At 59.7% G+C, this 23,456-nt stretch carries 21 protein-coding genes; 13 read left to right on the top strand and 8 right to left on the bottom strand.

The features are described 5' to 3' along the window. Entirely contained in the window at window positions 1–2,364 is a 2,364-nt protein-coding gene (locus AC07TV_RS01020) for a DUF6600 domain-containing protein (RefSeq protein ID WP_494646532.1), read from the bottom strand. Between the two features lie 129 nt (window positions 2,365–2,493). Further along, window positions 2,494–4,206 carry a response regulator gene (locus AC07TV_RS01015; RefSeq protein WP_494646531.1) on the bottom strand — a complete coding sequence of 571 codons (1,713 nt, stop codon included), beginning with the start codon at window positions 4,204–4,206 and terminating at the stop codon, window positions 2,494–2,496. A 117-nt stretch (window positions 4,207–4,323) separates the two neighbouring features. Here AC07TV_RS01015 and mnmG point away from each other — a divergent pair, with 117 nt between their 5' ends. The 13 genes from mnmG to AC07TV_RS00950 all read left to right on the top strand — a co-directional run bounded on the left by mnmG (window position 4,324) and on the right by AC07TV_RS00950 (window position 15,436). Next, window positions 4,324–6,228 (top strand): tRNA uridine-5-carboxymethylaminomethyl(34) synthesis enzyme MnmG, encoded by a 1,905-nt coding sequence (gene mnmG, locus AC07TV_RS01010; protein ID WP_494646530.1) that lies wholly within the window; start codon window positions 4,324–4,326, stop codon window positions 6,226–6,228. Beyond that, entirely contained in the window at window positions 6,225–6,842 is a 618-nt protein-coding gene (rsmG, locus tag AC07TV_RS01005) for a 16S rRNA (guanine(527)-N(7))-methyltransferase RsmG (RefSeq protein WP_494646529.1), read from the top strand. Before mnmG ends, rsmG begins: the two co-directional genes overlap by 4 nt. After that, window positions 6,839–7,600, top strand: coding sequence for a ParA family protein (locus AC07TV_RS01000; RefSeq protein WP_494646528.1), 762 nt, complete (start codon window positions 6,839–6,841; stop codon window positions 7,598–7,600). Before rsmG ends, AC07TV_RS01000 begins: the two co-directional genes overlap by 4 nt. Continuing rightward, entirely contained in the window at window positions 7,597–8,451 is an 855-nt protein-coding gene (locus AC07TV_RS00995; protein ID WP_494646527.1) for a ParB/RepB/Spo0J family partition protein, read from the top strand. The genes AC07TV_RS01000 and AC07TV_RS00995 overlap by 4 nt, the downstream gene beginning before the upstream one ends. Before the next feature lie 119 nt (window positions 8,452–8,570). Continuing rightward, window positions 8,571–8,927: an ATP synthase subunit I gene (locus AC07TV_RS00990; RefSeq protein WP_494646526.1), complete on the top strand. Its 357-nt coding sequence runs from the start codon at window positions 8,571–8,573 to the stop codon at window positions 8,925–8,927. 16 nt (window positions 8,928–8,943) lie between these two features. Beyond that, window positions 8,944–9,744, top strand: coding sequence for a F0F1 ATP synthase subunit A (gene atpB / locus AC07TV_RS00985; protein WP_494646525.1), 801 nt, complete (start codon window positions 8,944–8,946; stop codon window positions 9,742–9,744). Between the two features lie 72 nt (window positions 9,745–9,816). Then, on the top strand, window positions 9,817–10,080 hold the full coding sequence (atpE, locus tag AC07TV_RS00980; protein ID WP_226403060.1) for a F0F1 ATP synthase subunit C: 264 nt from the start codon (window positions 9,817–9,819) through the stop codon (window positions 10,078–10,080). Window positions 10,081–10,117: 37 nt separating this feature from the next. Further along, window positions 10,118–10,588 (top strand): F0F1 ATP synthase subunit B, encoded by a 471-nt coding sequence (locus AC07TV_RS00975; RefSeq protein ID WP_494646524.1) that lies wholly within the window; start codon window positions 10,118–10,120, stop codon window positions 10,586–10,588. A gap of 3 nt (window positions 10,589–10,591) precedes the next feature. Next, window positions 10,592–11,128, top strand: coding sequence for a F0F1 ATP synthase subunit delta (locus tag AC07TV_RS00970; RefSeq protein ID WP_494646523.1), 537 nt, complete (start codon window positions 10,592–10,594; stop codon window positions 11,126–11,128). Between the two features lie 9 nt (window positions 11,129–11,137). Continuing rightward, entirely contained in the window at window positions 11,138–12,676 is a 1,539-nt protein-coding gene (gene atpA / locus AC07TV_RS00965; RefSeq protein WP_494646522.1) for a F0F1 ATP synthase subunit alpha, read from the top strand. Window positions 12,677–12,690: 14 nt separating this feature from the next. Then, window positions 12,691–13,551 carry a F0F1 ATP synthase subunit gamma gene (atpG, locus tag AC07TV_RS00960; protein ID WP_494646521.1) on the top strand — a complete coding sequence of 287 codons (861 nt, stop codon included), beginning with the start codon at window positions 12,691–12,693 and terminating at the stop codon, window positions 13,549–13,551. Window positions 13,552–13,582: 31 nt separating this feature from the next. Further along, on the top strand, window positions 13,583–14,983 hold the full coding sequence (gene atpD, locus AC07TV_RS00955; RefSeq protein ID WP_494646520.1) for a F0F1 ATP synthase subunit beta: 1,401 nt from the start codon (window positions 13,583–13,585) through the stop codon (window positions 14,981–14,983). Window positions 14,984–15,010: 27 nt separating this feature from the next. Continuing rightward, entirely contained in the window at window positions 15,011–15,436 is a 426-nt protein-coding gene (locus tag AC07TV_RS00950) for a F0F1 ATP synthase subunit epsilon (protein ID WP_494646519.1), read from the top strand. Window positions 15,437–15,500: 64 nt separating this feature from the next. Here the strand turns inward: AC07TV_RS00950 and AC07TV_RS00945 are convergent, their stop codons facing one another. The 6 genes from AC07TV_RS00945 to AC07TV_RS00920 form a co-directional block, all read right to left on the bottom strand. Continuing rightward, window positions 15,501–16,070 carry a ubiquinone biosynthesis accessory factor UbiJ gene (locus AC07TV_RS00945; protein ID WP_494646518.1) on the bottom strand — a complete coding sequence of 190 codons (570 nt, stop codon included), beginning with the start codon at window positions 16,068–16,070 and terminating at the stop codon, window positions 15,501–15,503. A gap of 12 nt (window positions 16,071–16,082) precedes the next feature. After that, window positions 16,083–16,820 carry a bifunctional demethylmenaquinone methyltransferase/2-methoxy-6-polyprenyl-1,4-benzoquinol methylase UbiE gene (gene ubiE / locus AC07TV_RS00940; protein WP_494646517.1) on the bottom strand — a complete coding sequence of 246 codons (738 nt, stop codon included), beginning with the start codon at window positions 16,818–16,820 and terminating at the stop codon, window positions 16,083–16,085. A gap of 4 nt (window positions 16,821–16,824) precedes the next feature. Beyond that, complete coding sequence (locus tag AC07TV_RS00935) at window positions 16,825–17,244, bottom strand: gamma-butyrobetaine hydroxylase family protein (protein WP_494646516.1); 420 nt, start codon at window positions 17,242–17,244, stop codon at window positions 16,825–16,827. A gap of 62 nt (window positions 17,245–17,306) precedes the next feature. Further along, window positions 17,307–18,911, bottom strand: a complete 1,605-nt coding sequence (locus AC07TV_RS00930) for a cyclic-di-GMP receptor FimW-related protein (RefSeq protein WP_494646515.1) — start codon at window positions 18,909–18,911, stop codon at window positions 17,307–17,309. Between the two features lie 11 nt (window positions 18,912–18,922). After that, entirely contained in the window at window positions 18,923–19,321 is a 399-nt protein-coding gene (locus AC07TV_RS00925; protein ID WP_494646514.1) for an HIT family protein, read from the bottom strand. 145 nt (window positions 19,322–19,466) lie between these two features. Continuing rightward, window positions 19,467–23,342, bottom strand: coding sequence for a DUF3683 domain-containing protein (locus tag AC07TV_RS00920; protein ID WP_494646513.1), 3,876 nt, complete (start codon window positions 23,340–23,342; stop codon window positions 19,467–19,469). Window positions 23,343–23,456 lie beyond the last annotated feature (114 nt).

Genomic DNA, 23,456 nt, shown 5'->3' with positions numbered 1-23,456 from the left:
TTAACGCCCACGACGGTCGTCGTCATCGCCGTGACGACGGCGTTGTTCCGGCTGGCCACCTTGCGGTGGCGCCGGCTGACGCGGCGGCTCAACTCGCGGCTGGGGCATCGGTGCCGGGGCAGGCGGCGGTGCACGGAATTCCGGACGCGGTGGCTCAGCCCGTTGCTGCGGCATCGGCATAGGGGCCGGTGCCCGCAACTCCTGCGCCTGACGCGGCGGCTCAGCGCGTGGTTGCGGCATTTCGCGCACCGGTGGCGGGGCGGGCATCCTGACTTCCGGAGCCGGCCTCTGCATTTCCGGCTGGCGCATGATTTGAGGTGCTTCCCGTTCGCGGGGGGGCGGCGCCGGAGGTTCCACGCGCTGAATTTCCCGCGCTTCGCGACGCTGCTCCCTTTCCTGTGGCGCCGTCATCGGCCGGGGCTGACGCTCTTCTGTCCGCATCTCGGGCGTTGGCATATCGCGGCGCATTGGCACCGGGGCGGCCTCAGGTGAGCGGCCACGCAGCTCCGTTTCGGGGCGCGCTTCACCCGGACGGCGGAAACCTTCGCGACGTTGCAGCGGTGACACATCGACGGGCGGGGACCTGCCAACGTCAGGCGCTGGCTGACGTTGTTCCGGCGGCGACATCTCGCGGCGGATCGGCGGAGCATCCTGAACCGGCGTTCTGCCACCTTCGAGCCCGGGCTGACTTTCGGCCGGGCGGCGGAAACTGCCACGGCGCCCGTCGAGTGGCTGAGTCTGGGCGGCATCCGGCACCGCCTGACGCATTTCCGGCGGCACAGCCTCACGATGTTGCGGCCCGCTGGCTGGGGCAACGTCAAGCGGACGCCCCCGATTTTCATTTCCCGGGCGCTTGTCGGGCGAGCCATGCCTGCTTTCACGGCGCGCTTCGCCATCGCGGCCATTTCCTGCTTCCGGCATTTGCTGGCGGAGAGCCGGACGTTCGGCGCCCCGCTGCATCGGTTCCGAACGCGGTGCGCCACGCTCCTGGCCACTCGGACCCTGGATGCCGAAATCGCGGCGCGGCCGGTTGATCGGTTCGCGTCGTTCGTCGTTACGCGGACGAACCGCTCCCTGAGCCGGAGCCAGCCAGTCGGCGCTCGGTGCCTGGCGGGCGAGCGGAGCACGCCCCAGTTCCGGGCGGTCTGGACGGCGAATTTCACGGGCCGTGATCGAACGGCCTTCGCGGACCATGTTGGCCGGCACGACGGTGACGGCACGCGGCAAGCGGTGATGGGCAAACGGAACTTGCGGACCGCCATGCACGGCACGATCAATCACACTGACGTCGCGGACGTAAGCGACATTGAGTTGGCGAACATAGTTGGGGCTGTGCCGATGTGCCGGGACGTATACTTCGCGCGGCGCGAGCGGAAACCAGCCGACAGCGGGGGCGGCGCCGAAGCTGAAGCTGACGCTCCAGCCCGGGTTGCCGATCCAGGCGACGAGGGCTGGAGCATATACCGGGCGGGCGACGAGACGGCCGGGGATCCAGCCCCAGCGGCCATGGATGATCGCCCAACGGCCATAGTGGAAAGGCGCAAAACCCCATGGCGCCTGGTCGATCCAGGTCCAGCCCCAGGGGGCAACCCAGGCCCAGCGGCCATAGCGGTAGGGGGCCCAGTCGTCGGCCACGGTGCGCGGGTACCAGACGGAACCGTAGTCGGGCGCCGTCTGCCAGTCACCGTAGGCATCGAGGTCCTGATAGCCGGTCATGTGCGGCGAAACGTGGCGGCGCGACTGGCTGGCCAGCGTCACATTCTCGCGATTGGCGACCCAGCGGTCGAAGGCATCGTTGCTGCGGTCGGCATCGAGTTGCTCGTTGCCATCGCTCCAGTGGCTGACCTTCTGGCCGGCAGCAACCGGCGTCGCCCGCTGACCGTCATCGAAAACGGCACGGCCGGCCTGCACGCTCAGTTCGCTGCGATCAGCGAAGACGTCGATGCGATAGCGCCCCGGCGTCAGGAAACGGACGTTGCCATCCGGCGTGGCGATCACCACGTCATCAACCTGGTCGCGGTCGAGAATGCTGACTGCCAGACTGCCGCCGCTGACGCGGACATCGACTCGCGCATCGTCGACGACGGGAAACTCGACCTCGCTGTCGTCGGCCAGTCGATAGGCGGTGGAACCGATCCACACCTCGGCCCGGCCACGCTGGCCGGTTTCCAGCACGGCACCGCTGCTGATCGGCCAGTTGAGCGTGGCCGGTCCGCCCTGATCGCCACGGTCAACCCGAAAATCGACCTGATTTTCAATATGGGCCAGACGCCCGACGCGGGCCGGTGGATCGCTCTGCGCCAGGGCGGGCAGGGCAACCGCCATGGTCAGCGCGAGAAGAATTTTTTGCATGGATTGCAGCATCGTGGACTCCCGAAGGAAAAGCGCCACCCGCACGAAAAGGCGGGCCGGTGTGTAATCAACGCGCCAGCACGAGAAAGGATGAGTCAGCGGCGCAACAAATTGGTTTCAAAATGTTGCCGCCCTGATTTTTCAAGTGTTGTCGGTGGCAATACCGTATTTCTTGGCGACCGTGACGTACAGCTCGCGGGCCGAAGCCACTTTGGCGCTCTTGCGGTCCTTGCGCTGGGCGCGCTGCAGATAGTCGAGTGCCCTGGCTGCCAATGCTTCATCCCAGCCTTTCTTGTCCATCAAGGCAAAAATGGCCTTGGCGGCATTGACCAGAAACTGCAGGTTGGGCACCTGCTCGACGGCCTGGATCAGTAGCTGGACAGCGCCTTCAAGGTCACCGCTGCGGGCCGCCAGGACGCCCTTGTTGTTGAGCTCGACAATCTCCTTGCCGACCTGTTCGAGCATCGCCTTGCCGGCATCGGGCTGGCCGGTTTTTTCGAAAACGCTGGTGATGTGGTCGATGAGGTTCCTGTCCTCATGGTTTTCGGCCGCCACCTGGCGCATGATCTTCGCCGCCTCGTCTGGCTTGCCGGTGGCGTAGCAGGCGTGGGCCAGATCGACCGCCAGCCGTTGCGACACATGCTTGCCTTTCTCGGCCGCCTCTTCGCTGATCATTTTCTGCAAGGCCAGCGCCTGATCGACCAGATGCTGAGCCTTGTCGGCCGAGCCTTCGCTGTTCAGGCAAAGACTTTCGGTCACCAGCGCCGCCAGCTCGGCCTGCATGTCGCCGCGCCATTCGCGCTTCATCTCCGCCGAAATCTTGCGCGAGGCGCTTACGTTGCCCCGCTCGACCAGCACGCGCGACAGGTTGGCAAAGTCGTCCACCGTCCGCAGGCTCGATCCCTTGCTCCGCTCGATGACCTTGCCGTAAGCCTTTTCGGCCGCCAGCAAATCGTTGTTGCGGGCGGCCACATCGCCGACCAGCCGCTGCCGCACGGTATTGTGCGGCGAAGCATCGGCCGCCCGCTGCAGGGTCTGCTGGGCCGCCTCCAGCTTGCCCTGTGCTTCGTGCACCGAAGCCAGGAAATCGTAGGCCGACAGGTAGTCAGGCGCCTCGACGGTGACCTGTTCCGCCAGCTGTTCGGCCTCGTCGAGCGCCCCCCGGTCGCGCAGGGCCATTGCCAGCCCCATCTTGGCCCAAGGAACGACGCGCCCTTCGAGGACACGCCGGAAAATCTCTTCAGCCTCATGGGTCTTGCCCAGCGTATGCAGCAGATCACCCTTGAACCGCAGGGCGTCGTACATGTATTGCGGCTGCTGATGGATGACGCGGTCGCAGGCAGCGATGGCTTCCTGCAGGGCGCCGCGCTCGATCTGCTCGTAGATGTGGCGCAGTACGTGTTTTTTGTAGATCGATCTGATCAGCCTGGCCTGTAACTGGTCGGCGGTAAACGGCTTGATCAGGTAATCGTCGGGGGCCAGTTCGGCCAGCGAAACAACGTTGGTATAGCCGCGCTCGCTGGTGATGATCATGTACACCGTCGACAACGGGATGAGGTGGGCGTGGCGCAACTCTTCGAGCAGTTGCTGGCCGTCGCGGCCGTCGTCGAGGACGAAGTCGGAAAGCACGATGTCGAAACGGTTGGCCTTGACCTGACGGATGACCTCGGCCGAGTTGCCAGCCCCGTGCACCAGTGTCACGCCCAACGCACCGAGCATCAGACGCAACGAGTCGCGCGCCGGCGAATGGCGATCAACAATCAGAACCCTCTTTTTGGTCAGCGACTGCTGCAAAACCAGCAGCATCTCCTCGTTATCAAGAGGGCTGGGCCCTTTGGCTTGGCTTGTACTCATTTCGCAAACTTACTTGAGTTCGCAGGGGAGGGCAAGGAAGTGGCAAAAACCTTCGAGTTTTCAGCGCCCTGAAGTAAAATCCGCAGTCCGCTATTGCGCTGCAACAAAGCCAAACCCATGCTCTATCCCACCCGTTTCGATGTCATCGTCGTCGGCGGCGGCCACGCCGGCACCGAGGCTGCGCTCGCCGCGGCACGGGCGGGTGCGAACACGCTGCTGCTGACGCACAATCTCGACACGCTCGGGGCGATGAGCTGCAATCCGTCGATCGGCGGCATCGGCAAGGGGCATCTGGTGCGCGAAGTCGATGCGCTGGGCGGCGCCATGGCAGCGGCGACCGATGAGGCCGGTATCCAGTTCCGCATTCTCAACGCCTCCAAGGGTCCCGCCGTGCGCGCCACCCGCGCCCAGGCCGACCGCGTGCTGTACAAGCAAGCCATCCGCGGTCGACTGGAAAATCAGGCCAATTTGACCATCTTCGCCGAAGCTTGCGACGACCTGATCGTCGAGGGCGAGCGCGTCGCTGGCGCCGTGACCAAGCTGGGCATCCGCTTCATGGCCGAGGCCGTCGTCCTGACCGCCGGCACCTTCCTCAACGGCAAGATCCACGTCGGGCTGGAGAACTACACCGGCGGGCGCATGGGCGATCCGCCATCAAACTCGCTGGCGGCCCGGCTGAAAGAGTTGAACCTGCCGCAAGGCCGCCTGAAAACCGGCACGCCGCCGCGCCTGGACGGCAAGACCATCGATTTTTCGGTGATGGAAGAACAGCATTCGGACAACCCGATGCCGGTCTTTTCCTTCCTCGGCAACGCTGCTCAGCACCCGCGCCAACTGCCGTGCTGGATCACCGAGACCAACGAGAAGACCCACGACATCATCCGCAGCGGATTGGATCGCTCGCCGATGTACACCGGCGTCATCGAAGGTGTCGGGCCACGCTATTGCCCGTCGATCGAGGACAAGATTCACCGCTTCGCCGACAAGAATCAGCACAACGTCTTCCTCGAGCCGGAAGGCCTGACCACACACGAAATCTACCCGAACGGCGTGTCGACCAGCCTGCCCTTCGATATACAACTGGCGCTGGTCCGTTCGATCCGCGGCATGGAAAACTGCCACATCCTGCGCCCCGGCTACGCCATCGAATACGACTTCTACGATCCGCGCGGCCTCAAGGACACGCTGGAGAGCAAGGCGATCAACGGCCTGTTCTTCGCCGGCCAGATCAATGGCACGACCGGCTACGAAGAAGCCGCTGCGCAGGGCCTGCTGGCCGGCATCAATGCTGTGCGCTATGTCCGCGACGAAGCCGGCTGGTGCCCGAAACGCAACGAAGCCTACCTCGGCGTGCTGGTCGACGACCTGATCACGCGCGGCGTTTCCGACCCCTACCGGATGTTCACGAGCCGGGCCGAATATCGCCTGAGTCTGCGCGAAGACAATGCCGATCTGCGCCTGACCGAACAAGGCCGCGAACTCGGCCTGGTCGACGATATCCGCTGGGCCGCCTTCTGCCAGAAACGCGACGCCATCGCTACCGAGCAGGAACGCCTGAAATCGACCTGGGTCAATCCCAAGCTGACCCCGGCCGAAGACTGCATCCGCGTGCTGGGCAAAGCCATCGAACACGAATACAACCTGTTCGAACTGCTGCGCCGGCCCGAAGTCAGCTACGCAGCGCTGCTCACGCTGCCTCTCCACGGTCAACCAGAAATTTTGCCCAAAATCGAAATGGACCCGGCGGTCGTCGAGCAGCTCGAAATCTCCGCCAAGTATCAGGGCTACATCGACCGTCAGGCCGAGGAAGTCGCCAAGTCGGCCAGCTACGAAAACACAGTGCTGCCGATCGAGCTCGACTACGCCACGGTGGCCGGTCTGTCCAACGAGGTCAAACAGAAACTGGCCCAGCACAAGCCGCAGACCATCGGTCAGGCCTCGCGCATTCAGGGCATCACGCCGGCCGCAATCTCGCTGCTACTGATCCACCTCAAGCGCCACAACCTGTCGCAAGCCGCATGAGCCAGGACGCCCTTGCCAGCGGCCTGGCCGCCCTCGACATAACGCTGCCAGCCGAGGCGCAGAGCAAGCTGCTCGCCTTCCGCGACCTGCTGCTCAAGTGGAACAAGACTTACAACCTGACCGCGCTACGCGACCCGACCCAGGCCATTTCGCACCATCTGCTCGATTCGCTGGCCATCCTGCCGCACGTCGGCGCCGGTAATCTACTTGATGTCGGCAGTGGCGGCGGGCTGCCCGGCATTCCGCTGGCCATCGCCCGACCGGAACTTTCAGTCAGCATGGTCGATACCGTGCAAAAGAAAACCACCTTCCTGCAACAAGCAGCCATCGAACTGGCGCTCAGGAATGTTACGGTGCACCACGCCCGGGTCGAGGAAATGCAGGGACAATACGCCCAGATCAGCTCGCGCGCCTTTGCCGAAATCGGCCTTTTCATCAGCCTGACCCGCCATCTGCTGGCCCCGAACGGTCGCTGGCTGGCCATGAAAGGCGTGCGACCGGACGACGAACTCAATGCTTTGCCGGCCGACATTTCGGTTGAAGCAATCATCCGGCTCTGCGTACCAGGGCTGAATGCCGAACGACATTTGATCATTTTGAAAGCCGGGTCATGAAAGTACTCGCCATAACCAACCAGAAGGGCGGCGTCGGCAAGACGACCACCGCAGTCAATCTGGCGGCGTCGCTGGCCGCCGAGGGCAAGCGCGTCCTGCTCATCGACATGGACCCGCAAGGCAACGCGACGACCGGGTCGGGCATTACCAAGAAAGAGGCACTGCCGACGGTCTATCAATTGCTGATCGGTGCCGCGACGCTACTCGAAGTCTGCATCGCGACCGCTTTCGACTTCGACATCCTGCCCGCCAACCGCGAACTGGCCGGCGCCGAAGTCGAAATGATCGAGCTCGACCAACGCGAATACCGTCTGAAAAAAGCCTTGGCGCAAAACCACGCCGAATACGACTTCGTGCTTATCGACTGCCCACCGGCGCTCAACATGCTGACCGTCAATGCCCTGGTCGCTGCGGATTCCGTGCTGATCCCGATGCAGTGCGAATACTACGCACTGGAAGGCCTGTCCGATCTCGTCGAAACGCTGCGCAAAGTGCGCCACCACCTCAATTCGCGCCTCGAAATCGAGGGCCTGCTGCGCACCATGTACAACAGCCAGAGCACGCTGACCCAACAGGTTTCCAGCGAACTCGAAAGCCATTTCGGCGACAAGGTCTACAAGACCATCGTGCCGCGCAACGTCCGGCTGGCCGAAGCACCGTCCTACGGCAAGCCAGTCATCGCCTTTGACAAAAACTCGAAGGGTGCGCAGGCCTACAGCGCGCTCGCCCAGGAAATTCTTGAAAGGGTCGCCCAATGATCAAGATGAAAGGACTCGGCCGCGGCCTCGACGCGCTGCTTTCCGGTAGCGACAAGCCACAGGGCGACGAACAACGCAATCTGCCGGTCGAACGTCTGCGTCCGGGGAAGTACCAGCCGCGCACCCACATGGATCAGGATTCGCTGGCCGAACTGGCTGCCTCGATCAAGGCGCAGGGCATCATGCAGCCGATCCTGGTCCGCGCAGTGGATAGCTCGCCCGGTTCCGAGCGCTACGAAATCGTCGCTGGCGAACGCCGATGGCGCGCCGCCCAGCTCGCCGGGCTGACCGAAGTTCCAGTTCTCGTTCGCAGCATTCCGGACGAACAGGCACTGGCCATGGCGCTCATCGAGAACATCCAGCGCGAAAACCTCAACCCGCTCGAAGAAGCACAAGGCCTGCAACGCCTGATCGACGAATTCGGCCTGACCCACCAGCAGGCCGCCGATGCCGTTGGCCGCTCTCGCCCCGCCGCCTCGAATTTATTGCGTTTGTTGCAACTGACCGCACCGGTTCAGGAATTGCTGATGACCGGCCGGATCGACATGGGCCATGCCCGTGCCCTGTTGCCAATTTCCAGCGGCCAGCAAGTCGGCGTTGCTCAGCGTATTGTGCAAAAGGGACTATCAGTCCGCGAAACCGAACGATTGGTCCAGCAACTGTTGAATCCACCCAGGCATGCGCCCGAAAAAACCATCGATCGCGACCTGCTAAACCTGCAGGAACGCCTGTCCGACGGCCTGGGTACCAACGTTGCCATTCGCTCCAACAAAAAGGGCGCTGGCAAAGTCACCATCGAATTTTCGAGCCTGGATCAACTCGACGGCCTCATTTCACGACTGAATTCGTAAGCCATGTCACTAATCGTAACCCACAGAAAGTACGGGAAAACCCTCAATTTTTGCACTGCGGAAATTGACTCCTCTATAAGACTCCGTTACACTCGCACGGTTATTGATCGAGGCATGTCTTGCATCCGCAGGTAAGCTGGATACTCAGCCGCCAAGCAGCGTTGACAACCATCCTAGCCATTGCGGCAGGCCTGTTTGTTAGCGTCAATGCAGCAGTCTCGGTTCTGATCGGGGGATCAATCGGATTCATCGCCAATCTCGGCTACGTCCTGAGAGCATTGCGAATGGGTTCGAGTACAGACCCGGTCAAGGTTTATCAGGCGCAAGCCGCTGGGGAGGGATTCAAGTTTTTGCTGACTCTCGCCGGCTTTGCGCTGGTGTTTTTAGGGTACAAGGAAGTGGCGGTTCTTCCGCTCTTCCTTGGATACGCATCAACCTTTGTCATCTACTGGATGGCACTGCTGAAGAATCGCTAGGCTGACTGGAGAAAACATGAGCGCAGAAGGCGGCACAACTGGTTATATTCAACACCACCTGACCAATCTCGCTGTCTGTGCAGACAGCGCCAAGGTGGATGGGGTTTGTAGCGGTTTCTGGACTTTTCATATAGACACCTTGCTGGTCTCCGGCCTGTTGGGTCTCGTGGTTTTCGGCTTCATGGCCTTAATGGCTAGCAAAGCCACCTCCGGCGTTCCGTCCGGCGGGCAGAATTTTGTCGAGATGGTAGTTGGTCTGGTTGACCAACAGGTACGCGATACTTTCCATGGCAAGAGCGCGCTGGTTACGCCGCTGGCCATTACCATTTTTGTCTGGGTCTTCGTCATGAATGCCATGGACTTGATTCCGGTAGATTTCCTGCCCGTCGCGCTCCAGGCGGCAACCGGCAATCACGAAATGCCCTTCAAATTTGTCCCGACCACCGACCCCAATCTGACGTTTGCAATGTCGATTACCGTTTTCTTTATCTCGCTCTTCATGGGCCTCAAGATCAAGGGTTTCGGCCACTTCATGCATGAAGTTTTCGCGGTTCCATTTGGTCTCAAACTCGCGCCGATCAACCTCCTGTTCCGTATCGTTGAAGAAATCGCCCGACCGATCTCGTTGTCCCTGCGACTCTTCGGCAACATGTACGCCGGTGAAATGGTCTTCATTCTGATTGCCCTGCTCGGAATCTATCAGTTGCCGCTGGCTTTGCCTTGGGAACTGTTCCACATCCTGATCATTACCCTGCAAGCCTTCGTGTTCATGATGCTGACCATCGTGTACATGTCGATGGCGGCAGAGTCGCACTAAGTCGTAGTAGCAGTCTTTTTAGTAGTTTTTAACTTTAACCCCGCAACAAACCTACCTTACTGAGGAGTAAACATGGAACTCGCAACCGTCCTCTCCAACACCGCTATCGCTGTAGCCATCCTGATCGGCGCCGGCGCTCTGGGTACCGCTATTGGCTTTGGTATCCTGGGTGGCCGTTTCCTGGAAGGTGCTGCTCGCCAGCCGGAAATGATCCCCACGCTGCAAGTCAAGATGTTCATCGTCGCCGGTCTGCTCGACGCCGTGACCATGATCGGTGTTGGTATCGCTCTGTTCCTGCTCTTCGCAAATCCGTTCCTGGCTCTGCTGTCGCATTAATCCGCGCCCCTGAAACCCTTATAACCAGGAGGTTAGCGTGAATATCAACGCTACACTGATTGGCCAGGCAATCTGGTTTGCTCTCTTCATCTGGATCACGATGAAGTATGTCTGGCCGCCGCTGCAAAAAGCGATGGCAGACCGTCAAGCACAGATCGCTGATGGCCTGGCTGCAGCTGAACGAGGCAAGCACGAGCAAGAACTCGCTGCCAAGCGTTCCGCTGACGCGTTGCGGGAAGCCAAGGAGAAATCCTCGGACCTCATCGTTCAAGCCGAAAAGCGTGCGCAACAGATCGTCGAAGAAGCCAAGGGCACTGCCAAGGTTGAGGCCGACAAGGTCGTCGCCGGTGCCAAAGCAGAAATCGATCAGGAAGTCGAACGCGCCAAGCAAGCTTTGCGTGAGCGTGTTGCCGAACTGGCGGTTGCCGGTGCGGAGAAGATCCTGCGCAAGGAAATCAACGCGTCCGCGCATGCTGACATGCTGGTCGCCCTGAAACAGGACCTGTAAGCGATGGCTGAATCCGTCACTATCGCCCGTCCTTACGCCGAAGCCCTGTTCCGGGCGGCGAAGGAAAGTGGCAATCTGGCCAAGTGGGCCGAGCAAGTATCAACGCTCGCCCAGGTGGCCGCCAGTCCCGACGTCCGTGCGGCTATCGGCGATCCCAATGTGGCGGCCCCGCAACTGGTCGACCTCTTCCGGTCTGCCTGCGGTACGGCGGTAGATGCGGAGCTGGCGAACTTCATCCAGCTACTGTCCAACAATGACCGTCTGGGATTGTTGCCGGAAATCGCGGGTTTGTACGAAAGCTACAAGCGCGCGGAGGAAGGTAGCAAGCAAGCCGAAATCATTTCGGCTTTTCCGATCGAAGATAACCAGGTGAAAGCCCTGTTGCCCCAACTCGAAGCCGTATTCAAGACCAAGCTCGAAACTTCGGTGTCGGTTGATCCGACCCTGATTGGTGGCATCAAGGTAATCGTTGGCGACCAGATGCTGGATGCTTCAGTCCGCGGCAAGCTCGACGCCATGGCTACGGCGCTGAACAACTAGGAGAATTTCATGCAGTTGAATCCTTCCGAAATTTCTGAACTGATCAAGAGCAAGATCCAGAACCTGCAAGGCGCATCGGAAGTGCGCACGCAGGGCACCGTGGTATCCGTCACCGACGGTATCTGCCGTGTGCACGGCCTGCAAGACGTTATGCAGGGCGAAATGCTGGAATTCCCCGGCAACACTTTTGGCATGGCGCTCAACCTTGAGCGTGATTCCGTCGGTGCTGTGGTTCTTGGTGCATACGAACACATCTCCGAAGGCGACATCGTCAAGACGACCGGTCGCATTCTGGAAGTTCCTGTTGGTCGTGAGCTGCTTGGCCGCGTGGTCAACTCCCTCGGCCAGCCGATCGACGGCAAGGGTCCGATCAATGCCAAGCTGACCGACAAGCTGGAAAAGGTTGCGCCAGGCGTTATTTGGCGTAAGTCGGTTTCCCAGCCAGTGCAAACCGGGCTGAAGTGTGTGGACTCCATGGTTCCTGTTGGCCGCGGCCAGCGCGAGTTGATCATTGGTGACCGCCAGACCGGCAAGACGGCTGTTGCGGTCGACGCCATCATCAACCAGAAAGACAAAGGTCTGTTCTGCGTTTATGTTGCTATCGGTCAAAAGGCTTCCACCATTGCCAACGTCGTTCGCAAGCTAGAAGAGCACGGCGCGATGGCAAACACCATCGTCGTTGCCGCCCCGGCTTCGGAATCTGCTGCGTTGCAGTACCTCGCACCGTACGCTGGCTGCACGATGGGTGAATACTTCCGCGACATCGGCGAAGATGCACTGATCGTTTATGACGATTTGACCAAACAAGCTTGGGGCTACCGTCAGGTTTCCCTGCTGCTGCGCCGTCCGCCGGGTCGTGAAGCCTACCCGGGCGACGTGTTCTATCTCCACTCACGTCTGCTCGAACGCGCAGCTCGCGTTTCGGAAGAGTGGGTCGAGAAAGTCACCAATGGCGAAGTCAAGGGCAAGACCGGTTCTTTGACCGCTCTGCCGGTTATCGAAACGCAAGCCGGCGACGTGTCAGCTTTCGTTCCGACCAACGTGATCTCGATTACCGACGGTCAGATCTTCCTTGAAACCGACCTTTTCAACGCCGGTATCCGTCCCGCTATCAACGCCGGTATCTCCGTGTCCCGCGTCGGTGGTGCAGCCCAGACCAAGCTGATCAAGAAGCTCGGCGGCGGTGTTCGTCTGGCTCTCGCCCAGTACCGCGAACTTGCAGCATTTGCCCAGTTTGCTTCCGATCTTGACGAAGCAACCCGCAAGCAGCTGGAACGTGGTCGCCTGGTGACCGAGCTGATGAAGCAGGCACAGTACTCACCGATGAGCATCTCCGAAATGGCTGTCACGCTGTACGCAGCCGACAAGGGCTACTTCGATGATGTCGAAGTCAAGCGTGCTCTGGAGTGCGAAAAGGCCATGATCGGTTACCTCAAGTCAAATTGTGCTGCCCTCATGAACACCATGGAGACGACGGCCGATCTGAGCGCCGATTCCGAGAAGCAACTTGCCGCCGGCATCGTCGCTTTCAAGAGCAGCTGGGTCTGATCTAGGAGAACGCCATGCCTAGCGGCAAGGAAATTCGCAACAAGATCAAGAGCGTCGAAAACACGCGCAAGATCACCAAGGCCATGGAGATGGTGGCCGCATCCAAAATGCGCAAGGCGCAGGACCGGATGCGGGCTGCCCGTCCCTATGGCGAGAAGATCCGGCGCGTTGCAGGCAACCTGTCTCATGCTCTCACCGAGTACCGCCACCCGTTCTTGGTGAATCGTGAACAAGCCGCTGTCGGCTTGATTCTGATCACCTCGGACAAGGGGCTGTGCGGCGGTCTGAACTCAAACCTTCTTCGTCTGGCCGTGACCAAGATGAAGGAGTTCGAGTCCAAGGGCAACAAGATTCAGGCTACCTGCATCGGCAACAAAGGTCTCGGCTTCATGCAACGTGCTGGCGCGAAAGTCGTCTCGCATGTCACCGGATTGGGCGATACGCCCCACCTGGAAAAGCTAATCGGGCCGGTCAAGGTTCAACTTGATTCCTACATGAAGGGCGAGATTGACGCGCTGTATATCGGCTATACCCGCTTCATCAACACGATGAAACAGGAGCCGGTGTTCGAACAGCTGCTTCCGCTGTCCAGCACGACGGTCGGTACTGCCTCGCACAAATGGGATTACGTCTACGAACCCGATGCCAAGGCTGTTATCGATGATCTGCTGATCCGTTATGTCGAAGCTTTGATTTATCAGGCCGTTGCTGAAAACATGGCCTCCGAGCAGTCTGCCCGGATGGTTGCCATGAAGTCGGCATCGGACAACGCCAAGACCGTTATCGGCGACTTGAAGCTGGTTTACAACAAGGCCCGTCAGGCTGCGATTACGAAAGAACTTTCGGAAATCGTCAGCGGCGCCGCCGCGGTGTGACGCGTAGATTTTTATTTTTGGGGATTTGAATATGAGTCAAGGTTCAATCGTTCAGTGTATCGGCGCCGTGGTGGACATCCACTTTCCACGCGACGCGATGCCGAAGGTCTACGACGCCCTCAAGCTGGATGCTGCTGAAGCAAACGGCATGGCAGAAGACGGCCTGACCTTCGAAGTACAACAACAACTCGGTGACGGCGTCGTTCGAACCATCGCCATGGGTTCCTCCGACGGTCTGCGTCGTGGCATGAAAGTGAACAACACCGGCGCTGGCATTTCCGTGCCGGTCGGTATGGGCACCCTCGGCCGCATCATGGACGTGCTGGGTCGTCCGATCGACGAAGCTGGTCCGATCGACTCCAACGAGTTGCGTGAAATTCACCAGATGGCTCCGAAGTTCGACGAACTGTCGTCGTCCATCGACCTGCTCGAAACCGGCATCAAGGTTATCGATCTGATCTGCCCGTTCGCCAAGGGCGGCAAGGTCGGCCTGTTCGGTGGCGCCGGCGTTGGCAAGACCGTCAACATGATGGAGCTGATCAACAACATCGCCAAACAGCACGCCGGCTTGTCCGTGTTTGCTGGCGTCGGTGAGCGTACCCGTGAAGGTAACGACTTCTACCACGAAATGAAGGACTCCAACGTTCTCGACAAGGTTGCGATGGTGTTCGGTCAGATGAACGAGCCACCAGGCAACCGTCTGCGCGTTGCGCTGACCGGCCTGACCATGGCCGAGCGTTTCCGTGATGATGGCCGCGACATTCTGTTCTTCGTCGACAACATCTATCGCTACACGCTGGCCGGTACGGAAGTTTCCGCACTGCTTGGCCGTATGCCTTCTGCCGTGGGCTATCAGCCGACGCTGGCTGAAGAAATGGGCCGTCTGCAAGAGCGTATTACCTCCACCAAGGTCGGCTCGATCACCTCCATCCAGGCCGTTTACGTGCCTGCCGATGACTTGACCGATCCGTCGCCTGCTACCACCTTCCTGCACTTGGACTCCACGGTCGTGCTGTCGCGTGACATCGCCTCGCTGGGTATCTACCCGGCTGTTGATCCCCTCGACTCCACCTCCCGCCAGCTCGACCCGCAAGTCGTTGGTGAAGAACACTACGCCGTTGCCCGTGCCGTGCAGATGAATCTGCAACGTTACAAGGAATTGCGCGACATCATCGCGATTCTGGGTATGGACGAACTGTCTCCGGAAGACAAGCTGGCCGTTTCCCGTGCCCGCAAAATTCAGCGCTTCCTGTCACAGCCGTTCCACGTTGCTGAAGTCTTCACCGGCTCGCCGGGCAAATTTGTTTCCCTCAAGGAAACGATCAAGGGCTTCAAGGGCATCTGTGCTGGCGAGTACGACCACCTGCCGGAACAGGCGTTTTACATGGTTGGCGGTATCGAGGAAGTCCTCGAAAAGGCCAAGACGCTGTAATAACGCAACGCCGTATAGGAGCTAGTAATGGCTATGACTGTTCATTGTGATGTCGTCAGTGCTGAAGAATCGATATTCTCCGGTCTGGTGGAAATCGCAGTGTTTCCCGGCGAAGCCGGGGAACTCGGCATTCTTCCGCGTCACACACCGCTTCTGACTCGCATCAAGCCGGGTACCATTCGTTTGAAGGTACCGAACCAGAGCGAGTTTGAATTGGTGTATGTTTCCGGTGGCATGCTGGAAGTTCAGCCCGACATGATTACCGTGTTGGCTGATACCGCGATTCGTGCGCACGATCTGGACGAAGCCAAGGCACTGGAAGCCAAGAAGCGCGCCGAAGAAGCACTTGCCAATCGGAACGCTGAAATGGATTACGCTGCTGCTGAAGCAGAACTGGCACAAGCTGTCGCCCAGTTGCAAGCAATCCAGCGTCTGCGCAAGCACACGCACTAATTCCGGGACTCCGGAACAAAAAAGGCAGCCTAGGCTGCCTTTTTTGTTTCACTCGCAAAAAATATTACAGACGGGAAATCCGTTTTTCAAGTCGCCCGACATCATCCCGCAAGCTATTGACTGCTCTGCCGAATTCAGCAAGATCCCGGCTAGGTGTCAAAACACCCGACTCTTCGACCACATATTCCGAAAAATTCTCGGTAACTCTGGTGATGGATTGCCGCATTGCCTCAGCCATCGCCTGAGCGATTTGGACAAAACGACGAGCCGGAATGTCCCCAATCAACCGAGCAATATCAGCCTCGGCATCCCATTGCAAATTACGTAAAACAAATGCGAGGCTCTCAGCGATATCAGCGGAGCCGCCGAGTTTTACCGAGGAGAACAACGAGTCGCGGTCAAATAACAAACGGGCCGGTACGTCGGGGGGCAAGGTGATACTGACATCGGGTTCATGTGTCAGGTCACCTGCCCGGAACAAGCCGGATTCATCAATACCTATTCTGACCATGAATGGACCAGACTCAATCAGCACCTGCGCCCCGGAATGCGCTGCCAGTCGGCCCTGCGCCCAACTTTCGGCCTGGATCAGATGGTTCAGGACACGAATGGCCAGTGAATTGAGTACATCCATTGATTGCAAAACCTAAAACTTGAACCCGCGATGGAGGGCGACAACGCCCAAAGCGAGATTGAAGTACTCGACTTTTTCCAGACCGACCTGCTCCATCATTGCTTTTAGTTCCTCCTGCCCAGGATGGACTCGAATGGATTCCGAGAGGTAGCGATAGCTGTCCGAATCGTTGGTAACCAGCTGGCCAACGCGCGGGATAACCTTGAAAGAATAAAAATCGTAGAGCGGTGCCAGTGGCTTCCAGACCTGAGAGAACTCCAGCACCAGCAGACGACCACCGGGGCGCAGGACGCGTCGCATTTCAGCAAGGGCTGCGTCCTTGTGAGTCATGTTCCGTAATCCGAAGGCGACCGTGACGCAGTCGAACCAGTCATCAGGGAAGGGGAGTTTCTCCGCGTCGCATTGCGCAACCGGCAGCATGTACCCCTTGTCGAGGAGCCGGTCGCGGCCGCGGGCAAGCATTGCATTGTTGATATCGGTCAGCCAAACCTGACCGCTTTTGCCGACCCGCTTGGCAAAAGCCAGCGCAAGATCGCCGGTCCCCCCCGCCACATCAAGAACACGTGAACCTTCGCGAACGCCGCTGCGCTGGATGGTGAAAGCTTTCCACAAACGGTGCATGCCGCCTGACATCAGATCGTTCATCAGGTCATAGCGACTGGCGACCGAATCGAATACGTCGGCAACGCGCCGAGCTTTCTCTTGCTCGGCAACAGTTTCATAACCAAAATGGGTTTTTTCGTTGTTCATGATTTCAGTGGTGGTGGCCGCAGCTTCCCGCTGCTGGACGTGATGAAGTGTCAATATCGCGCGATAGTCCCTGCTTTTCAATTTGCGCTAGATATTCTTGCCAGAGCTCGTCGTGATGTTTGCCCAGGTTGTAAAGCAAGTCCCATGAATAAAGGCCGCTGTCGTGACCATCGGAAAAGACCAGGCGCAGGGCATAGGTTCCAACCGGCTCGATACGTTCGAGATCAATATCGCGCTTGCCCGTCTGCAAAGTCTCCTGGCCGGGACCATGCCCTCTGGCCTCAGCCGAGGGGGTATAGACACGCAGAAACTCGAAATCCAGCGAGTAATTTTCGCCATCAGCGTAGATCAGCTCCAGCCGGCGGGATTTTTTGTGCAGCTTGATTTCGCTCGGTATCGGGGTGTCTTGATCTATACCAGCCATAGTTTTCTCCAGAATGAGGACGCTAGTTTAGCGCACTCGCCGCAGAGCTACGCCGGGACAAGTCAAATCACCTGATAGCTGATTCGATCGTAATCAGTGCCGCGCTGAAGAACATGGTTCATCCTTATCTGCCAGGGAGTCTCTTCTCCAGACGATACGTCGAGTATCCGGCTGGCCTGATACATCCCCGGCGGAAGGACAATCGACCCTTCTTCCTTGATCGCCGGCACCGGCGGCAGCAGGAAGGCGCGCACGAAGCGCTCGTTGTTGCCCGCCTTCAACGCAGCAACACGAACGGCAATGCCGGCCGGCATGCCGGGCAGAGTTGCCACGCCGACGATCAGTCCGCCATTGTCTTCCTGCATCAGCCAGGTTGCCTGGACCAGCAGGAAATGATCACCATCGTGTGGACAGACCACCATCAGCTGGCCGTGCGATATCCGCATTCCTGCGCAGCTCCGACCCAGCCGGAAACCATTCGCCGAATGATTGATCACCGACCATTCGTCAATGGGGAACGTAACCAAGGGCCGGATGGCCGGCGTCTGTTCCGAATCAACACGCTCACCAAAGGTGAACAACTGGTCGAATTCGCCGCGCGAGAAGGCGGCGGCCGAATCCGGCTGCTCGAACTCCTTGCCGGTGATGCAAAAGTGGATCGCCTCGAAGCCAACCGCGACGCGAGCAATTCCCTCGGTGGCGAAACGGCGGAAACGACGCGGCGAGGCAGACTGAGTCCAGGGACGGGAAAGATGATCGAGCAAGCCGATAACGTGACCGCTGGTTTCCTCGCCCAGACCGAGTTGGGATGGCGTGATGCGTTGACGCAACTGGCTCAGCATGTGATTGATCTGCAAACCGAGCCGTGTGGTGTCCAGGCGCCGTGTATCGGCGGACGGCTCGTCAGCAACAGCCGTCGGATGCAGCGGCGCATCTTTCATCAATTCGATGACGTAGGCCGGAGCCTCGAGATCGTCTTCCAGCTTGTGAATGGAAACCAATGGTGCCCACATGCCGGCCCAGCGCCGGATCAGGTTCAGATTGCGCACGCTGTTGCTGTAGGGGCTGGCAATGTCGATGAGCAGCAACGTCGTGTAGGCGGCAGCGCAATGTGTCGCCTGCAGGCTGTTTTCGAGGGCGTCCTCGACCGGCGTGTAGGCAATGCCCCATTCCTCGGCCGTCTCATAGTAACCGTGCAAGTCCAGCCAGATTCCCGGCGGCAAATCGCGGCGGGCGCGGTAGTGCTCAAGGATGACCATTCCTGTGTAATACAGGCAGCGATGCAGAATCGTCGCCATCATGGTCACATACTGAGCATTCTCCGCATCCGGCTCCTCGAGTCGGGCAGACAGCGCATAAGCCTTGCCCATCTTGCGCCAGGCGGTCACAACCTGCTGAAAATAGGACTCCTCTTCAGGAGCAAGAGGCAGCGCCTTGTTGTGGTAACGCCGCGCCATTTCTTCTTCGACAAAACACATCGGTGCCCGCGCCTGCTCAAGCAGCGCCAACAAAATTCCGGATTCGGGCGGCGCCAGGAGCAGCGAGTCGATGAAGCACATCAACTGTCGCTCGGCAAGTATCGGATTGGCCAGCGACAACTGCGAGAGATAGTTCATCCCGCTTTGCAGATCTGAAATTACGGGTACTTCCATGGCGGTTGAATTCATGATCCCCAGCCTTATTCGATATTTGCCAACGCTGCGGCGACAGCCTGCGCCAGAACGGCGTCACTGACCGCCGGCCGTGGCGTCAGGCCCTCCCGCCGGACGCTTCCCCACACCGGTTCCGGAAAGTGTCTGTCGTCCTGCCAGCGCGGGATGACGTGCCAGTGAACATGGGGAACCATGTTGCCAAAACTGGCCAGATTGATTTTATCCGGATTGAATAACTGTCGCACGACTGATTCGACGGCAAAAACAACGCGCATCAGAAGCGCCTGTTGGCTTGCTTCAAGATCAGTCATTTCGCGAACATGATCGTTCCAGATGACGCGGCAAAAGCCCGGGTAGTACGGATCATCCACCCTCACGACGCGGCAGGACCCCGACTGCCAAAGAATGGCTCCGCCGGGGTTCATGCACAATTCACAAGACTGATTTTCGCTACCCACGTTATCTGACTCCGGTTTTCCGTGAAAGGATTACACCGGAGAATAAATATCACAAGTCGCGATAGCAAAAGAACCTGCTATTTCACGGTCAACCGGAAAAAATGGGCAAAAATCAAAGGAGAACCCGCTCGATCCCGCCCGTGTTGGCCTTGCCGACGTAATCCGCCATCCAGTTTTCGCCGAGCAGATGCTTGGCCAGTTCGACCACGATGTAATCAGCCTTGGTGCCGGCGTCATCATCGTAACGGGACAGGCCCTGCAGACAGGCCGGGCAGGAAGTCAGAATTTTGACGTCGCCCGTAAAACCGTCAGCCCGCAGCTTGGCAGCGCCGCTTTCGATTTCTTCCTGCTTGCGGAATTTGACTTGCGTCGCGACATCGGGCCGGGAATAGGCGAAGGAACCGGCATCGCCGCAGCAACGGTCGGTCAGCGGCACTTCCTGGCCCATCAACGCCTTGGTGACAGCCAGCGGTGCGTAGGCCTTCATCGGCGTGTGGCAGGGGTCGTGGTACATGTAGCGCGTGCCGCTGACACCTTCCAGCTTGACGCCCTTTTCCATGAGGTACTCGTGGATGTCGAGCAGGCGGCAGCCCGGGAAGATCTTCTCGAACTGGTACTTTTGCAGCTGATCCATGCAGGTGCCGCAAGAAACGATCACCGTCTTGATGTCGAGATAGTTCAGCGTGTTGGCCACGCGGTGGAAGAGCACACGGTTATCCGTCGTGATCTTCAGGCCTTTGTCTTCATCGCCCGAGGCCGTCTGCGGGTAGCCACAGCACAGGTAGCCCGGCGGCAGCACGGTGGTGGCGCCGGTTTCGTAGAGCATGGCCTGCGTTGCCAGACCAACCTGCGAGAACAGGCGCTCGGAACCGCAACCCGGGAAGTAGAAGACGGCATCCGATTCCTCAGTCGTCTTGCGCGGATTGCGGATGACCGGGATAACCTTGTCATCCTCAATGTCGAGCAGGGCGCGCGAGGTGCGCTTGGGCAGATTGCCCGGCATCGGGCGGTTGAGGAAGTGAATGATCTGCGTCTTGACGGTCGGCGCGCCAACCGTCGCCGGCGGATGGGCGCGGCCATCCTGAACGAAACCAAGCGCCTTGGCCGCCTTGTGGGCGAGGCGCTGGGCCTTGAAGCCGAAGTCCATCATGCCGAAACGCATGAGCTTGATGGTTGCCGGATCTTTCAGGTTGAGGTAGGTCATCGCGGCGAAGGTGCCGGGGCTGAAGCGCTTTTTCTCCTGCTTGCGCAGGAAATTGCGCATGGCGACCGAAACATCGCCGAAATCGATGTCGACCGGGCAAGGTTTGACGCAACGGTGACAGACCGTGCAATGGTCAGCAACATCGTTGAATTCGTCGAAATGCTTGAGCGAGATGCCGCGCCGGGTCTGTTCTTCGTAAAGGAAGGCTTCGACCAGCAGGGAGGTCGCCAGAATCTTGTTGCGCGGTGAATAGAGCAGGTTGGCCCGTGGCACGTGCGTCGAGCAGACCGGCTTGCATTTGCCGCAGCGCAGGCAGTCCTTGACCATGTCCGAAATCTTGCCGATTTCCGACTGTTCCATGATCAGCGACTCGGTACCGAGCAGACTGAACGATGGCGTGTAGGCATTGCCAAGATCGCCGCCGGGCATCAGCTTGCCCTTGTTGAAGCGGCCTTCCGGATCAACCTTCTGCTTGTAGGCGCGGAAGGGGCCGAGTTCTTCTTCGGTCAGGAATTCCAGCTTGGTGATGCCGATGCCGTGTTCGCCCGAAATCACGCCATCCAGCCCACGGGCGATGTGCATGATGCGTTCGACTGCCTTGTTGGCCGTCTGCAGCATTTCGTAATTGTCGGAATTGACCGGCAGGTTGGTATGCACGTTGCCGTCGCCAGCGTGCATGTGCAGCGCAACAAAGACGCGGCCGCGCAGCACTTCCTTGTGGATCGCTTCGATGCGCTCGATGATCGGGCGATAAACGCCGCCGTCGAAAATCTTGGCCAGTCGGACATGCAGTTCCTGCTTCCACGACGTGCGCACCGAGTAATCCTGCAGGCGGTGGAACAGCGTCGGGTTTTCGGCCCGGTTGGTCAGTTCGCCGGCCACCACGCCATACGAGGCAAAACGCGACTCTGCTTCGGCCAGCGGCAAGTCGAGGTTTTCCAGCAGCCATTCCCAGCGCAAACGCACGGCCTCGACGTAATCGAGAGCGGCCTGCCGGCGGTCTCCGATCAGCACATCGGTATCTAAGGTCGTATCACCGCGATGCAGCGGCAGGTCGCCCTTGAGGAATTCTGAAAGGGCGTCGCACAGCGCCAGCTTGTTCTGCGTCGACAATTCGATGTTGATGCGTTCGATGCCGTCGCAGTAGTCGCCCATGCGCGGCAGCGGAATGACCACGTCTTCGTTGAGCTTGAAGGCGTTGGTGTGGCGCGAAATGGCGGCAGTGCGCGAACGGTCGAGCCAGAATTTCTTGCGTGTTTCAGCGTTGACCGCGATGAAACCCTCGGCAGCGCGCAGGTTGCACATGCGGACGACTTCGGAGGCGGCGGCCATCACGGCATTTTCGTCGTGGCCGACGAGATCGCCGATGAGGACCATCTTCGGCCGACCGTGGCGCTTGGCCTTGGTGGCGTAGCCGACGGCCTTCACGTAGCGCTCGTCGAGGTGCTCCAGACCAGCCAGTTGGACGCCGGCGGCATGCCCGGCCCCGCCCGGCTTGAAGTAGTCGGTAATTTCAACGATGGCCGGCACGGCTTCGCGGACCTGGCCGAAGAATTCGAGGCAGACAGTCCGTGCCACCGGCGGCATCTTGTGCAGCACCCAGCGGGCAGCAACGATGATGCCGTCGGTGCCTTCCTTCTGCACACCCGGAATGCCACCGAGGAACTTGTCGGTGACGTCCTTCCCCAGCCCGATCTTGCGGCAGGCGGCGCCCGGCAGGGTCAAGACTTCCTCGCCGAGCAGCTTCTTGCCGCTCGGGTCGAAGCGCTTGAGGCGGAATTCGACGTTTTCCTGCTCGTGAATCTTGCCGAAGTTGTGATTGACACGTTCGACTTCCAGCCAGTTGCCGTCCGGATCGACCATCTTCCACCAAGCCAGGTTGTCGAGCGCGGTGCCCCACAACACGGCCTTCTTGCCGCCGGCGTTCATGGCGATATTGCCGCCAATGCAGGAGGCTGAGGCCGAGGTCGGATCGACCGCGAAGACGCGGCCAGCCAGCGAAGCAGCTTCGGAAACACGGTCGGTGACGACGCCGGCGCCAGTGCGGATAGTGGCGTAGGGCGTTTCATGGCCGGCCAGCACGAGTTCTTCAACCGGGCCGATGTCGATCAGCTTTTCAGTGTTGATGACCGCCGCGTACGGCGTCAGCGGCACGGCACCGCCGGTGTAGCCGGTACCGCCGCCACGGGCGATGATGGTCAGGCCGGCTTCGATACAGCCGCGGACGAGGTGGCCGATTTCCTCCTCGGTGTCCGGATTGAGGACGACGAAGGGGTATTCGACACGCCAGTCGGTCGCATCGGTGACGTGCGAAACGCGGGCCAGGCCGTCGAAGGCGATGTTGTCCTTGCGCGTGTGCTTGCTCAGGATGCGCGTGACCTTGCGGCGCAGATCCCAGGTTTCGCCAAATCGTTCGGCAAAGCGGTTGACCGCGATGCGCGCCGCGTCAACCAGACGTTTGACCTTGGCCGCCCGTTCCTTGTCCTCACCTTCGGTCGCTTCGCGCCGCTTTTCGACCTCGTTGAGCCGGTGGTGCAGGGCGTTGACCAGCGCATCGCGCCGCTCGCGATTGTCGAGCAGGTCGTCTTCCAGATAGGGGTTACGCTGGACGACCCAGATGTCGCCCAGCACTTCGTAAAGCATGCGCGCCGAACGGCCGGTGACGCGCTCGGAACGGAGTTCGTCCAGGACCGCCCAGTTGTCGGCGCCGAGCAGGCGGATGACGATCTCGCGATCGGAAAACGAAGTGTAGTTGTAAGGTATTTCGCGCAAGCGAGCAGTCATGAGGCGACCAGAATCAATAGCGTTAAAGGTGGAATTTTAGCGTACCGGAGGGGTACGCAACGAGCACGGGTACCTTCCGACAGAAATTAGCCCCAAATGTTCTACTTATATTGA

It is taken from the genome of Azonexus sp. GW821-FHT04F04 (assembly GCF_059420025.1).
This window is presented reverse-complemented; position numbering and strand designations above follow the sequence as displayed.